This window comes from Pseudoalteromonas sp. P1-8, from assembly GCF_001399985.1.
Lineage (GTDB): Bacteria > Pseudomonadota > Gammaproteobacteria > Enterobacterales > Alteromonadaceae > Pseudoalteromonas.
This window is the reverse complement of the sequence record NZ_LJSO01000012.1, coordinates 98362-113532: the sequence shown is the minus strand read 5'-3', so window position 1 is coordinate 113532 and position 15171 is coordinate 98362. Positions and strand designations below refer to the sequence as shown.

Here is a 15171-nt window from a genome sequence, read left to right as displayed (position 1 = left end):
TCTTTAGTTGAGTATTCATCAAAGCCAAACGATGACGAACTCGTAAAGCTTGGCTCTTCTAATTCAGGCTTCTCTGGTTCATTGTTATCAGTATCTGCAAATGGCTCAGGTGTAAGAGGCTCGTCTTTAATTGGCTCTTTGTTTGTGTACTCGTCAAAACCAAATGATGACGAAGCAGTATAACTCGGTTCTTCTGATTCAGGTTGTGTTTCAGGCTCGTCTTGCTGAACGTCATCAGCTTGCGGCTCAGCTTCCTCGTTGAGGCTATACGATGAATCTTCTAGGCTTGCTAATTTTAGCTCTTGCTCTAGGCCGCGCTGCTCATCCAAAAAGTCGTCATCAGCGTCACTTACGTTTTTCTCGTCGTAACCAAGTTCAAGATCTTCGAATTGATGGGCATCAGCAAAGTCTTCTGCTGGTGGTTGTTCAGGTGAAGTTTCAGACTCTTGTTCTTCTTTATCACGCTGAGCACTAAAGTGCATAAGCTCAGAAAGCTCGTCATTATTATCTGTTTCGGTTGCTGTAAATGTATCGTTGGCAAGCGGGTAGCTGTCTTCATGAGGGTGCTCTTGTTCTTCAGCCAGCACTGCGGCTGTTGCTTCTTTGAGTTCTTCAGCTTCTTTTTCAGCAGCTGCTTGTGCTTCTGCAGCTGCTTTAAGGGCTTTAGCTTGCATTAAGCTTTGTTCAAGTTCTGAATCGGCGTCTGCTTTTTTGCTTTGACGAATACGCACAATCACTAAGCCTGCAACAAGTAATACCAACAACACAATTAAGCTTGGCATTAATAATGAGCTTGAAGAGCTATCGCTGTTTGCAGGAATAGGTTCTGGCATAGGTGCAGGTGTTGGCGCAGGTTTTGGTGCCGGTTCTGCTTTTACTTCAGGTTCAGCTGGTTTTTCAGCCGTTGCAGTCTCAGCACTTTGGGTTTTCACTTCAGCGGCTTGATCTTGAATAGCAGAGCTAGTAGTTGATTCTACTACAGGTTCTTCAGGAGCATCAGAAATCGTAATACGGTCAACTTTTGCTGGTATTTCGGTTTGTTCTGCTGAGGCACTTGTTTGTTCGGAAAGCTCTGGTTCTTGAACTTCTGGCTCAATTGCTGGCATTTGCTGTTCGATAGGTTCAACGGTTTGCTCTGCAATAGGTGCCGTAGTTTCTTCAGGTTCTGCTTGAATAGCGCCTGAGTGCACCCTAGGGTTAGCCGCTGCAGTTGAATTAACTGGGGCTGTTTCTTTCGTTTGTTGTTCTAGTTTTTCGAAAGCAGCTGCATTGTTTACTGGCGTTGGATTTTTGCAGTTTTTCTCATAGTTTCTGGCAGCTGAGCGATAGTTTTTATTGCTGGTGTTAAAGCGGTACTCATGCATTTGCTGTTTTAACAAAATACACATGGCTTCGTTGTACTGCGCTTTACTCGTAAAGCTTAAGCTTAGGAGTAATAAGAGAAAAGTTGTTTTTATAATTGGCATAAGTTCTGGACCAGTAAGGTTTAGTCGATGACCTAACAGTTAATTAATTCTAAGCTGAGACGAGTAATTTATCCACATTTGGTTAACAAATTAAGCGTATTCGTAGTGGTTAATCAATTACCATGAGCGCACGGTATTCGTCGTAAGCAAATTGGTCAGTCATTCCGCTTATGTAATCTTGAATTAAGCGGCAGCGATAATAGAACTCGTAAGCGGCAAAATGATCCGGTTCGGCTTTTAGGGCATCAATGGCTTTTTGGTAGCTATTTAAATGTTTATTAGATAGTTTTTTAACAAGTCGAGTTTCAATTAAGTAGTTTTGGTCGCCTTTTAACACGCGTTTAAAAGCATCAGCATCAAGGGCTAGTAAAGGTTTATAGCAGTCAAGTAAACCGCTAATTATACGGTAACCCTGTAGCTCTAAACGCTCTACTTCTTTGTGGCAAAATACATGCTTTAATGCCACTTGTTTTAAAGTGAGCGTGACGGCATGCAAGTGACTTCGATCTTCTAATAAAGCCTGATTAAAATCACCGTGGTAAATGGCTTCAATATTATTAATAAACCGCTCTGCTGCGTAGCTTACTAATGGGTGTAGCAAGGTCACGCGCAGGTAGATAAAAAATTCGCTATTAAAATTGTACGGCTGCTCTTGTGCTTTACTTAACGCATAATCAATGGCTTTTTCGGCAAAGTCGCTGTGTTTGGTATCGTCTATGGTTAGGTTCGTGAGTGTGCGGGTGTATTGCTCTTTTAACTTTTCGCAAAGCGACTCAACACTAATAATGCCTTTTTCTACGGCATCTTCAATATCGGCCAAACAATACGATATATCGTCAGCTGCTTCCATAATGTAGCTAGCAGGATGACGGCAGTATTGCTCAATTTCGAGTTCAGTTTGCAGCGCTTCAATAAACGGCTTTTCGCTGAAGTAGTAACCCACTTTTTTCATCAAGTAGTTTTTATCTTGCGGGCTGTCTATTTTCGCCATGCTGGCCGGGCGTGTATATTTTAAAATTCCGGCACTTTGGCTGTAGGTTAAGTTTAGAGAAAGTAATGAATGAATTATGCGAATTCCTTGAGCATTACCTTCAAAACTTTTTATGTCTTGGGCAAGGTGTTTAAAGATCACACTAATACCAATGCCTTTACAGCGCTCAGGAGTCAGTGCGTCTAAGTGTTTATCAAACCATTGGTTGATGGCTGCTTCGCCAAAGTGACCAAACGGCGGGTTGCCTATGTCGTGCATTAGGCACGCCATTTCTACTAGGCTTTCTAGCGGGCGCTCAAGCCCAGCTAAGCCATATTCTTTTTGTTTTGCATCACTGAGCTTATTAAAAATGGTTTGCACAATAAACCTACCCACTTGTTGTACTTCAAGCGAGTGGGTAAGCCTTGAGCGCACTGCAGCATTACGTTCGAGTGGAAAAACTTGGGTTTTTTGCTGCAAACGGCGAATTGCTGCACTGTTAATAATGCGGCCCCGATCACTTTCAAGCGCCGTGTGTAAATTATTGGTAGAACGCATTTCGCGCGCTGGAGTAATTTTTTTACCAAAATCGATCATTTTTCATTCCCACAAAGCGGTAAAATCGGGCTTTTGGGTTTTGTTAGCAACATTTTGCTATTTATTAAATTAAATCTAACAGCTTGTATCTTAAATTAAAATATTCATTTTTATTAAAGTTATTACTTTAAATCGTGGCCTTTATTCATATATTATTCAGTTTTACGCACTTCTTCATTATCTTGTATTAAAAAGGAAAGCCTTTTGGCTATAAAGCAATGATGCAAACTCTGTCTCAAAAACCATGGCTCCTAGCCAGTATTTTCCTGTGTTGTATTGGTTTAACGGCTTGTAAAAGCACCCCAGAGCCAAGCGCTGAAAGCACCTTAACGGTGGCCGAAAAAAATGCAATTAAGGCCAAGCAGGGTGCACTGTATGCACGAGGTTTTTATGAAAGCCAACTTGGTAATATCAACTACGCCTCTGCTAGGCAATGCAGTAACTTTAATTTGCAGAGCCACCGTGGCTCAATTCGTTATGCAGAAAACTCGCTTAACGCGGTAATTGATGCCATCGACAACAATTTTGACGTTGTTGAGATTGATGTGCGAATTACCCGTGACGATGTGTGGGTTGTGCATCATGATGCCCGTACAGGTCGGGAAACCGGCACAGTTGACAATAAGCGCCGCAAAATTGAGTCGATGAGCTATAAAAAAGAGTGGGGCTATTTACGTCATCGTAACCAAGATACCGGGTTACTTACCGATGATATGCCACCTTCATTTAGAGAGCTTGCTGCCACATTTGCGCGCTACCGTAAGCCTCATCAAAAACTGAATATTGAAATAAAATCAAAGGCCTCAGTTAACGATTTAAAAATGCTTGATTATTTAGCATATGAATTTGTTGGCGGTGGTAACTACTTTTTCAGCAGTTTAGAAATGCGCAACCTGACTCGTATGCGCGATATTAACCCAGATATTTACTTGGCATTTATTCAGTCACCGGCAAAAGCCTCTATGAATAAGTTAGCAAGTGACCTAAAACGCGGCGCTGGTAGCGACCCAATTTACGAGCGCAACAAAGAAGAGCTTGAGAGCTTACAAGCTCTGGGTAATCGCTATCATCGTGAAAAACGTTACGACAGCCCAGTTAAGCTCGATAGATTAGCAAAACAGCTAAAACGTAACTTTGGTTATGTGCTTGATATTCGTCATTACAAGCAAAGTGCAGCACGCTTAAAGCCGGTTGCTAAAGCGCGCGGTATTATGATTGCCACTTATTCTATTAACGGCCACGACTATCATGAGCGCAGCCTATTAGCGCAGTCACGTTCTCTTCGCCCTGACTCTGTGATTATGGACGATACCGTTTATGGCTTTTGTTCTGTGTTTGAGTTACCAAAAATGCAGCCGTATTTTAGCGATGAAGCAGACGCTAAGTTGATTGCCAGCATGCCCACAGACCTTGATTTAGAGCGCCTTGATGAGCTGTATGCTTATAAAGGGAATCAGCTTTACCCAGCGGTCGGCGGCACGCTTAAATCAACTCAGGCACAAACTTATATTCCCAAAGTAACATCGACTCCTTCAGCACCTAATTTAGAAATTGGGACTCGCCAAGCCGATGAAGATTTTAGCCTAGAAACAGATCCTGCTGTTGAACTAGAACTGCGTAAAAAACAATAAGAATAAAACTATGACTGATTTAATAAAGCCGTTTTGGTGGCGCTGTTTGCTACTTGTTTTAGCTACTTTATATTTATTACCTGAGGCAATTTTTAATGCCCAGTTAGTCTCTTTAGTCGGTTTAGGTACCCCTTCGGCAGAAGACCTTGAACACCTCGAAATTTATGGCCGAGCTGTATCTGGGGTGGGTGTTGCACTGCTGTTAGCTGACTTTTTACCAAAAGCTATGGTTGCCAAAGTGGGCCGCGGGATTATCTCGTTTATCGCTTTATTATGCTTAGTTTGGCCGGTGGTGTTTTTTGGCCAAAAATATGCCATTGAAAAAACCTTAATTGAGCCTTCAACCGCAGAGCAGCGCCAGTTTGCTACCTACAGTGCAGCACTTAGAGACGCGCTGGCGATTAACTCGATTAAAGTGAACGACCTTGATTACAACCCTGAGCAATTACATAGCTCAGAAAACCTGACCTTTTTGGCGCTGTTTGGTGGCTTACTGTATAGCGATGCCGCCCTTTCAGACAACCTAGAACAAGATAAGCGAAAGATTATTGCTGCGTTTGTACAGAAAAAAGCGTATCAAGATTTTGATAAACATTATAAAAACTACAGCCAGTTATATGATGAGCTGGTGGTTAAATACAAAGCCTATGCTGATGGTAGTAAAAAGTACAACAGCACTTTGGCAAGTATAGGCGAGCGCGAGCAAGGTTATTGGCAGCAAGTTGAACAAGAGATCAATAGCGGCTGGAACAAGTACCAACAAGCGCAAAAAGCCCATATCGCAAAAGCGTCAGCGCGTGCACAAAAGTATGGCCCGAAGATTTATGATTACCACCACAGCATTGCAAAATGCCGTGAGCGTTATGACAAAAGCAGCGAAAAAGACCGCCGAAATCGTTGTTATGAACGCGAAGCAGCAGATTACCGAAGTAATATTTTAAAAGCCGGTATTGGCTACATAGAGCCTGATTACTGGCTTATTGAAGAAGATGTTTCGGTTGCTGAAAATGCCGCAGGCACTATTTTAATGGGGGTGCTTACTGGTGGTGTTTATACCGCATTACAAGCTGCTAGTTTAGCAACCGGTGGTGATGGCGGCTTTAAAGATAAGCGCTACAAATACACCGATGACCCAGATCATTACCAGCTGCGTTTTTTACAACATCCAAATTTTCATAAGATGTTTGTGAGTGAAACGGGCTACCCATTTACGATTGAAAACTTAATGGCGTTTCGTGCTCACGAAACAACGCAAAAGAAGCTTAGATCACATTTTGCCAGCAAAGGGTTACAGCTTGAAAGCAACTGGAATGTGAATCAACGCCAAGCATTTGCTAATGCTGTAGCCAATAAGGTTACAAGTGAAGCCAATGCACAATGGCAAAGCGAAATGCGTAAACGCGGCATGAGTTTAAAGCCAAACTTAAGCTGGGTTGCGTTTCAGCTACACCCACAAATTCAAGCAAAAATTGCCGATAGAATGGGTGATTTATACGTAAAAAACATTCGTGCCGATTGGAATAAAAAGAACTTTAAAGACAAGGTGCTTGATCCAAACATTGCAAAACGCACCGATAAATACCTAGCCATGCTTAATAGCTCTGAGGGTAAATTTGCTGATGGTGGTGAGTATGCCGAGTACGGGAAGCAAGCATTGCGTTCAGTGATTATTCCGCCTATTTCGATGTCGCTATCACTGTTTTTGATTTGCTTAACCTTTAGCAAGCTGCCGTTAAAACTATGGCAATTGATTAAACCTAAGCAAGAAAAGCAACCAACCACTGCTGTATCTGTTTTGCAAAAGCTGATTATGCCAGCGCTGATTTTGATAGTGCCAGTAATGTTTGTGCATAACAACTTCACCGAAGATGACCAAAGCCCTGTTAACTACTTTTTAGACAAGGTCGATGAGTCGAGTAATCCGGTGTTTAGTTATGCTATTCGTTGGACTTTGCATGCCCAGCCTCTGCTGCATCCTCTTGGTTTAAAGTTTGAAGAAAAACTGCATATTTACGAGAACTTTAGCCCGCTGAGCCATGCTTTAGCCAAGGTTGATATTTTGCGCCATGGCGATGCCAGTTTAAGTGCTGAGCAGCAACAGCGTAGGCAATATCTGGTTGAGCAAAAAACCAAACTTACCGTTATTACAAATCCGGCGAACGCCACTATTCGCATTATGAATATCGGCCCTAAATATCGCCCCGGCATGACTTTAAAAACTGGCGCTTATGATATTCAAGTGTCGGCGCCTGGGTATAAAACGTATCGACGTTGGCACCAAGTAGATGCTGGCGAACAAACATTAACCATTGATTTAAGCAAATAATTAAGCAAGGAATGAAAATGCAACATTGCCAAAATACGGTATATGCCACCGATCTTCACTGTTGTGATTGTGGAGAAGCTCTTGAGCAAAAAAGACAAATGCACACGGTTGAAGAACTCAGCCCTGACTTGCTGGTTGATGTGAAAAACTATGCGCCACAAGCGAGTACGGTCACAGGCGTTGTGAAATCAATGTTTTACTATAAGCGTCGTTATAAAACCAATAACGACAACATGCTGTACGGTTATTGGTGGCTAGAAGTTGAAGACAAAGATGGCATTATTCATGAGTTTAGTGTTGATGCAGAAAAAGATGTGATTGCTAACCTACAAAAGGGCAATGTAATCACCGCATTTCAAGAAACACCGTTAACGCTTAATTATCGCATTGCTGATGGCAATGCTAGGCGGGTAGTTAAAAATGACCGCTTTATGCCAGTTGTGATTGTGCATTTTGCCGATCAACAATATCGCAGCTGGGACAAAACCATTAGCCGAAACTACACTGGCGGAACCATTTTGTGGCTGGTGCTAAGTGTTATTACATTCTTAATCATGTTGTTTGCTGCAAAGCTTGAGTTTTTACCTGCGCTACTTGCGTCATTGCCAGTTGCTATCGGGGTATTTATGGCAGAGCACAACTACCATAAAAAAGCTAAAGCCAAACAAGAAGCAAAGTATGATGCGATTTTAGCTGCAACAGATGTGATGCTATCGACCACCCTAAATCAATTGGGTTATAACATGCTGGCAAGAACGCCAAGTAAGTCAGATGTTATTTGTATCTCTTGCCAGCAGCGTATTAGCCAAGATGCTGCGCATTGTTATTGCTGTGGCGCTAAGCAACACGTTGAAGCGATTGCTGAAAAAGAACAATCACTTGCAAAAGATGATGAGCAAGCCATTAGCATTCAAAAAGCGTTAGAGTCGAGCATAACTAAACCGACCAGTATTGCTGAGCTTGAGCATGCCATTATGGATGAATATAGTCTTGCGTATGAAAACGATTACGTGCATAAAAATGTTTGGGCACGTAACGAAAAAGGCACTATTCGTCATCGTGCTGTGCTTGGCAAAGTACTAGAAAAAGAGCAAAGCGCACATGCTAATGAAACCCGCCAAACAGTGACCACGACAGAAACCACAACGACGTATCGAGGTGGCACGTATGTAGGTAGTGACGTAAAAGAGCGCGTTGAAGTTTATCGTAATCGTAGCACCACCTTAAAAGGTGAAATCATGCTCGAAACCGCATCGGGTGAGCCGTTTATTTTTAAAGCGGGTGAAGATTTACTGGGCTCTGTTGATATTGGTGATTGGGTGTATTACGCCTACAGCAGTGTAGACACAAAACGTTATTATAAGTATTACCGAGAGTATGCCGTTAATGTGAGTAAAGACATTACTTATGACAACTCATCAGTACGCAGTTTTGGTATGGTGCATGGCTTTAACCGTATGGTACTACTTGGTCTTACATCAATAGGGTTAGCTTGGTACTTTGATGCGCAAGATTTTTATCCATTAGTAAATACACTTGTGCCAGATGTTGGCATTGATTTACTCAATGATTACCCGCAAGTGGTTGAGCACTTAGATGGCCTACCGGTTGCTGTGTTTATTGTGTTAAGTGTGGTTACAGGCGTTTGGGGCTTTATTTATAGCCAAATAAACGGCTCACGTTTAAAACGTAGTGTGAAAAAGCTAGAAAGCATGATCACAAAATTTTCAAAACAGTTTGGTAAAGTTTCTGAGCAAATTAACAAATTGAACTAAAAAGGGTTACGCATGCGTATTTGGCAATTAGTTTTAGCGGGTTTATTAGCGTTCAGCTCTCTTGTAAAAGCGGAGCAAGAGCAATCTGTGGTACTTATTTCGATAGATGGATTTCGCTGGGATTACATTGAAAAACACCATGCAAAGCACTTAAAAGCAATCAGTGAACAGGGCGTGAGAGCAAACAAAATGCGCCCTGTTTATCCGACCAAAACCTTCCCGAATCATTTGTCGATTATTACCGGTTTATTGCCTGTTAATCATGGCATTGTCGAGAACCGCTTTTGTGATACTGAGCGTAACGACTGCTACAAAATGGGTAAAGGGAAAGACGACAGCACTTGGGTAAATGGTATTCCGCTTTGGAACCTAGCGCAAATGCAGGGCTTAAAAGCCGCCACCTATTTTTGGCCTGAATCAGATGCGCGCTTTAACGGCATGCTACCTGATTACTTTTATCATTATTCAAAACACAGTGATTACCAAAAGCGTGTTGATCAAATTATTCAGTGGTTGAGTTTGCCAAAAGCACAGCGCCCACGTTTAGTGGTAAGTTATTTTTCGTTGGTCGATAGCATGGGGCACGAGTTTGGCCCTGATGCTAAAGAAACTTATGACGCAGTGCAAAAGCTCGATAGTTTAATGGCTGATTTATCGAGCCGTTTAAAAGCGCTTGATGAAAACATTAACTTAGTGATTGTGTCTGATCACGGTATGGCGTCTGTAGATCCAAGCCTTAGTATTAAAATTGATAGCTTGCCGCAAGACGACAACTTCATCGTGCAAAACACCGGCCCTCGGGTTTTATATTATGCAAAACCAGATAGCAAAGCAGACATTAAGGAGTTCAGTAAAAAGCTTGCTCAAGCCGCTGATGGTCGCTATATCGTGCTAAGCGAGCAGCAAAAGCGTGATTATCACTACGATAAAGGCCCGCGCGTTGGCGATATTATTTTACAAACCGACGCACCTAGAGTGTTTACCGACAGTAAAATGGCCGGTTATTTAGGCACTCATGGTTACGCTTACAGCGAAGATATGGCCGCAACCTTTATCGCCACCGGCCCCGCCTTTAAACAAGGCCTACGTTTAGACAAAGTAAGTAATTTAGATGTGTACCCGCTGATCGCCAAAATTCTAGGCCTTGAGATTTTAAGCCCAATCGACAGCGACGGCGCAAGTTTATGGCCCGCGATTGAGGAGTAGGTGTGAGTTGGTGAGGGGAAAGGCTCTAGGGGAAAGAGTAAAGTTAGAAAGGGGAAAGGAGCTGGGTATTAGGCTCTATGCGCTAGGCGCTAGGACGCGATGTAAAATCGCTGCTACGAGTTTGATTTCACTTGTAGGAGGTACTTTAGTGCCGAATAGAATCAAACATAAATGAGAGCGGTCAGCTTTCAGACGCGCGAAACAAGTTTCACGCCTACGGATTAAGACATTCGGTTCTAGGAGCTGGGCGCTAGGTACTAGGCTCTAGGACGCGATGTAAAATGGCTGCTACAGACTCCTATCTCGCACCTCGTATCTCGTCACTTACTCAAACCATTCCCGGCTAAAGCCAGTCCTACAGGGAAGCAATTGGTGCTAGGATTTTGGTTCTTGGGCGCGATGTAAAATCGCTGCTACAGACTCCTATCCCGCACCTCGTAACTTTACCCTCGCATCTCGCATCTCGTATCTCGAAACTCGCTAACTTTCCCCTTTACCCTTGAAACTAGCAACTCGTACCTCGTTACCTACAACTTCGTTACCCACCCGTATTCACCATGGCTTTGAAACTTGTAGCTTTGATTACCGGCATCAAATTGGCCTTGTAGGGTGTTTTCTGTGAGGGTCATCACGGCTTGATGGCCTGCTTTGGCATGATCATTGACCTTGCCAAATACACTTCTATCGCCATTGCTGGCTTCGATGATGTTACTAATTTCGACGGTGTAACTTAGGTATTCGTCGATCACTAAAATAAAGTGATCGCCGGGTTGTAGGGTTTTTAGGGTGTCTAAATCAAATTCGCTGAATGCGGTGTTTGCTAATTGGTCAGGCAAACGGCCTTGTTTATATAGGTAATCGTGCGCATGATTAGATAGCTGATTAAGCGGCGCAGTTAAATTCACAATGGGTTGTGGGGCTATTTGGTCGGCTTCTGCTTTGTAAGAGGCAACAAACTGCTGTGTGCTTGGTTTTGTTTTAAAACCATCACTTTGAATATGCCACTCATTCAGTGCAAATGCTGTAAGTGGCAGAATGAAGATTAATGCAAGCGTCCTGTTCACATGTTTCTCTTACGGGTTTTTATGTTAACTCATTGTTGGTTTTTACCTCAAGTTAACAACTCGGTCAATAGTTAATCACTAAGTAGTGGTTTTTATTATCGTGTCGATAAAATTAATTTGTTTTACTCGGCTCTGAATGCTGAGCATAATCCGCGTTTTTTTGTCACCGAAACTCCAAGACTAGAGGTACCGACCATGCGCGGGTGGATCATTTATAAAGATAGCCAAGGCTTGTTAAAGCAAGAGACCTATGAAATAGGACGTTAAATATTGAAGTAGCTAAAGAACCTTGCTTAGAGTCCGTTTAAACTTTTTAAAGGCGTGTTTATAACACGCCTTTTTTGTGTCATCTGTATAGTAAATAAATCTTAAAATACTACAAAAGTGTACAGTGCCATCTGGCAAATCATAGGATATGGTAGATTTTTAATTGCCAAGGAGTGTGTGTACATGAGTCAGCTCATCAGTCGAGCAACCGCGGGTTTAGTGGCCGTTATTATTGGCTTTACCAGTTCAATCGCGCTTATTTATCAGGTTGTTATGGTGTTAGGTGGCACACCTGATTTAGTTGCCAGCTGGGTATTAATGCTTGGTCTTGCGATGGGCGTCAGCTCGATTGCGTTGTCTTTTTACTACAAAGTACCCATTCTTATTGCGTGGTCAACAACCGGAGCGGCACTCCTTATTTCAAGCGCCCAAGGGTATAGCTTAAACCAAGCTGTTGGTGCGTTTATGTTCTCGGCGGCGCTGGTTTTTTTGTCTGGAATTACCGGTGTGTTCGAAAAAATGATGAACAAAATTCCAAGCCAATTGGCCTGTGCCATGCTTGCAGGCGTGCTGGTGAATTTTGGTATTGATGTGTTCAACTTTATGAATGAACTGCCTTTAGTGATTGGTTTAATGGTGGCTGTTTATTTATGTGGAAAGCGCTATTTTCCACGCTTTGCTATGCTTGCAGTGGTTGTGGCGGGCTTTTTAATAGCAGGTGTGACTGGGCAAATTGATACCTCTAGCTGGCAGTGGAAAATGAGCGAGTTTGCTTATATTGCGCCTGAGTTTGACTTAAACGCCATGATAAGTGTTGGTTTGCCGCTATTTATTGTGACCATGACGTCGCAAAACTTACCGGGTATTGCTGTTTTAAAGGCGCATCAATACAAAGCCCCTGTATCGGCAGCGTTAAATGTAACCGGTCTTTTAAATGTATTTATTGCACCATTTGGTGGTTATGCCATTAACCTAGCGGCCATTACCGCTGCCATTTGTATGAGCCCTGAGGCAGATAAAGACCCAAGCAAACGTTATTGGGCAAGCATTGCTGGTGGTGTGTTTTACATTATTATGGCGCTCCTTGCGGCAACCTTGGTCGGTTTGGTAGCAAGTTTGCCACAGGCATTGATTTTGGCATTGGCGGGTATTGCGCTATTTGCCACTATTGCTAGTAGTTTACAGCAAGCATTAACTGAGGCGTATTATACCGAAGCCGCTATCGTGACCTTTTTGGTTACAGCCTCTAACCTAACCTTATTCTCGGTCGGATCTGCGTTTTGGGGGATTGTTGCTGGCACGGTGACTTTGGTTATGACACGTAAAGATTAATGTCAGGTTTCTATATTAAAAAAGGCCCTAGTTACTGTATATAATAACTAGGGCCTTTCGTTATTTAAGTAATGGTTTTATCACTTCAAACATCGCATTGATATGGTCATCGCGGGTATTCAATGCAGGAATGTAGCGGTACTTTTCACCGCCTGCGTGTTCAAAGTTTTCGCGGTTTTCGCCTTCGAGTTCTTCTAACGTTTCTAAACAGTCGGCACTAAATGCAGGGCTTAAAATTGCAACGTCTTTAATACCTTCAGCAGGGTAGCTTTCAAGGGTTGCGTCTGTGTATGGCTTCAACCATTCAGCTTTACCAAAACGGCTTTGGAAAGTTGTTACAGCAAAGTCTTTCTCAAAGCCAAGTTTCTCTGCCACTAAACGTGTGGTTTGCATACAAAAACAATAGTAAGGGTCGCCGTTTTCTAAAAATAGTTTCGGTGTACCATGGTATGAAAACACCAACTTTTGCGGCGTGCCATGGGCATTTAGATCTTCGCTAATGCTAGCAGCTAGGGCATCAATGTAAGTCGGATTGTCGTGATAACCATTAATAAAGTGTAGCTCTGGCACCCAACGCCACTTACGAAGAACATTCGATACAGCATCAAACGTTGAGCCAATAGTAGTGCTTGAATATTGCGGGTACATTGGCAGCACAATCACACGAGTGATGCCTTTTTCGCGCAGCTCTTCAAGGCCTGCTTCAATTGAAGGGTTACCATAGCGCATGGCCATAACCACTTCGGTGTCGTGGTGTCCTTTGTCTTTTAAAAGGGCTGCCAATTTTTTGCTTTGCTCGCGGGTAATATGCGTGAGCGGTGAGCCGTTTTCAGTCCAGATGCTTCTATAAAGTGCTGCTGAGCGTTTTGGGCGTAACGTAAGTACAAAGCAATAAAGGATGATCATCCAAATGAATCGTGGGATCTCGACAATTCGAGGGTCCGATAAAAACTCGCGTAAATAAGTTCTAAGTGCCGCGGTAGTAGGGGCGTCTGGGCTCCCTAAGTTAGTCAGTAAAATGCCCGTTTTTTTGTTGAATCGGCCGTCATGAGGCTTATCGGTAATGGCGGAAAATCGCGACACTGAGTGCTCCTATATGAAGTAATCGTAATATAAATCTCATTGTAACGAAGTAAGCTGACTATGTGATCACTTTATTCGCTAATTTTTGATCATGATCCTGAAAGGGTTTGGTTTTCTTGCTTCAAGCTGCTGCAGTTTTGCAATCGATTTTGCACCAAACACATGCCCTTTAGGTAATAACAAGATACCGTCGTAGCTTCTTAATGCATGTCCAAGTACCATCCCGTTTTTAAGATCTTGAGCCGAGATAATTTTCATGGTGCCGACTTTTTGATCGCTCGCACAGGTTATTTTTATGCTATCTAATACGTCTAAAATTTTTGGGTGATAGTGAGTGCCGCTGTATAGCCGTAGCTGATCAAGTGCGCTTTCGTAACGGCTGTTATCTTGCACTGTGATATGCGCAATTGCCTGCCAGAAATCGCGGGCTACCGCTAAAATCATTGCCGTAATTGGTATTTCTTTGCCCTTTAAGCCCTTCGGTGTGCCCGAGCCATTGTAATGCTCAAACTGGTAATAAATCGCCTCAGAGACATCATGTAAATGGGTCGCTGGCATGAGCATCAGCTGAGCGGTACTAGGGTGGGTGTAAAAGATTTTTTTTTGGTTTTCGGTTAGTTCCCTGGTTGGCTTTTTATAAAGCTCAGGCTCCATGGCGAGCAAGCCTATTTGTGCAAGATAACCTGCCATTTCAGCTCTTTCGATATGTTGTTTATCTAAACCAAGTTGCTCTGCAATTTGCTTACTGGTGGCAGCAATGTTTTGTGCTTGCATACCATCAAGGTACGGATTGGCATTGATAAAGTTATATAAAATTTCAAAAGTACTGCGATGCTCGTGTTTTTCACGCTCATTGACTTCTTCGAGCTGTTTGAGCACTTTTCGAATTTGTAACGTACGCTTTTCTACCATTTGCTCAAGGTTGTTGTTTAGCTCTTTTAACTGGCTGTTTTGCGCTTTTATTTTTTGCTCTAACTGCTTGTTTTGGCGCTTTAATGAGGTTTTTTCTATGCCATCACTAATATTGCGTAACAGTAATTCGTTTTGCCATGGCTTTTGGATATAGGCATGGATTTTACCTCTATTAACGGCGGCAATGGTGTTGTCTATATCTGAGTAACCGGTTAGCAAAATTCGGTGTGGTTCTGGGTCTATATTAAGTGCTTGTGCAAAGAAGTCGGCGCCGTCCATATTTGGCATACGCATGTCGCAAATGATCACATCAAAGCTATAAGTAGCCAAAACCTTTAGCCCTTCAAGTGGATCTGAGCAGGCTTTTGCAGTGATGTTATTCGCTGATAACAGGCGCAAAAGAGTCCTCAAGACGATTTCGTCGTCATCAATGCATAAAACCTGAATATGTTGCTTGCTAACTTGTTCTGTCATACCGTTTTACTATGAGTCATCGTTAATCAATAACATAGCCTTAAATCAAGCCTTGTGCTAGGTTTTAA

General features: G+C 42.7%; 10 protein-coding genes. 5 read left to right on the top strand and 5 right to left on the bottom strand.

Annotated features, from left to right (window positions below; genetic code table 11):
* Positions 1 to 1466, bottom strand: a 1466-nt coding sequence (locus AN213_RS20220) for a hypothetical protein (protein WP_055199094.1), incomplete at its 3' end; no start/stop codon positions are given.
* A gap of 109 nt (positions 1467 to 1575) precedes the next feature.
* On the bottom strand, positions 1576 to 3033 hold the full coding sequence (gene dgt / locus AN213_RS15825; protein ID WP_054563229.1) for a dGTPase: 1458 nt from the start codon (positions 3031 to 3033) through the stop codon (positions 1576 to 1578).
* Positions 3034 to 3251: 218 nt separating this feature from the next.
* Between dgt and AN213_RS15820 the strand changes: the two genes are divergently transcribed.
* Genes AN213_RS15820 through AN213_RS15805 form a run of 4 tightly spaced genes read left to right on the top strand, consistent with a single transcriptional unit; the run spans position 3252 to position 9971 of the window.
* Positions 3252 to 4664 carry a glycerophosphodiester phosphodiesterase family protein gene (locus tag AN213_RS15820; protein WP_055199093.1) on the top strand — a complete coding sequence of 471 codons (1413 nt, stop codon included), beginning with the start codon at positions 3252 to 3254 and terminating at the stop codon, positions 4662 to 4664.
* A gap of 10 nt (positions 4665 to 4674) precedes the next feature.
* Complete coding sequence (locus AN213_RS15815) at positions 4675 to 6990, top strand: carboxypeptidase-like regulatory domain-containing protein (RefSeq protein ID WP_055199092.1); 2316 nt, start codon at positions 4675 to 4677, stop codon at positions 6988 to 6990.
* Between the two features lie 17 nt (positions 6991 to 7007).
* Positions 7008 to 8765: a hypothetical protein gene (locus tag AN213_RS15810; RefSeq protein WP_055199091.1), complete on the top strand. Its 1758-nt coding sequence runs from the start codon at positions 7008 to 7010 to the stop codon at positions 8763 to 8765.
* A gap of 12 nt (positions 8766 to 8777) precedes the next feature.
* Entirely contained in the window at positions 8778 to 9971 is a 1194-nt protein-coding gene (locus AN213_RS15805) for an alkaline phosphatase family protein (protein WP_055199090.1), read from the top strand.
* Between the two features lie 527 nt (positions 9972 to 10498).
* On the opposite strand, the gene AN213_RS15800 is transcribed toward AN213_RS15805, so the two are convergent.
* Positions 10499 to 11035 carry a hypothetical protein gene (locus tag AN213_RS15800; RefSeq protein WP_055199089.1) on the bottom strand — a complete coding sequence of 179 codons (537 nt, stop codon included), beginning with the start codon at positions 11033 to 11035 and terminating at the stop codon, positions 10499 to 10501.
* Positions 11036 to 11485: 450 nt separating this feature from the next.
* Between AN213_RS15800 and AN213_RS15795 the strand changes: the two genes are divergently transcribed.
* Entirely contained in the window at positions 11486 to 12634 is a 1149-nt protein-coding gene (locus AN213_RS15795; protein WP_055199088.1) for a benzoate/H(+) symporter BenE family transporter, read from the top strand.
* A 60-nt stretch (positions 12635 to 12694) separates the two neighbouring features.
* On the opposite strand, the gene hemH is transcribed toward AN213_RS15795, so the two are convergent.
* Together hemH and AN213_RS15785 are read right to left on the bottom strand one after the other, a co-directional pair.
* The gene (gene hemH / locus AN213_RS15790) at positions 12695 to 13717 is read right to left on the bottom strand and encodes a ferrochelatase (RefSeq protein WP_054563236.1); all 1023 of its coding nucleotides are present in this window, start codon (positions 13715 to 13717) and stop codon (positions 12695 to 12697) included.
* Positions 13718 to 13795: 78 nt separating this feature from the next.
* A complete protein-coding gene (locus tag AN213_RS15785; RefSeq protein WP_055199087.1) occupies positions 13796 to 15103 on the bottom strand; it encodes an HD domain-containing phosphohydrolase in 1308 nt (435 codons plus the stop codon).
* Positions 15104 to 15171: the final 68 nt, after the last annotated feature.

Excerpts from the sequence above, each read along its gene's own strand:
- dgt (WP_054563229.1), bottom strand. The coding sequence starts at position 3,033 with ATGATCGATTTTGGTAAAAAAATTACTCCAGCGCGCGAAATGCGTTCT.
- AN213_RS15820 (WP_055199093.1), top strand. The coding sequence starts at position 3,252 with ATGATGCAAACTCTGTCTCAAAAACCATGGCTCCTAGCCAGTATTTTC.
- AN213_RS15815 (WP_055199092.1), top strand. The coding sequence starts at position 4,675 with ATGACTGATTTAATAAAGCCGTTTTGGTGGCGCTGTTTGCTACTTGTT.
- AN213_RS15810 (WP_055199091.1), top strand. The coding sequence starts at position 7,008 with ATGCAACATTGCCAAAATACGGTATATGCCACCGATCTTCACTGTTGT.
- AN213_RS15805 (WP_055199090.1), top strand. The coding sequence starts at position 8,778 with ATGCGTATTTGGCAATTAGTTTTAGCGGGTTTATTAGCGTTCAGCTCT.
- AN213_RS15795 (WP_055199088.1), top strand. The coding sequence starts at position 11,486 with ATGAGTCAGCTCATCAGTCGAGCAACCGCGGGTTTAGTGGCCGTTATT.
- AN213_RS15785 (WP_055199087.1), bottom strand. The coding sequence starts at position 15,103 with ATGACAGAACAAGTTAGCAAGCAACATATTCAGGTTTTATGCATTGAT.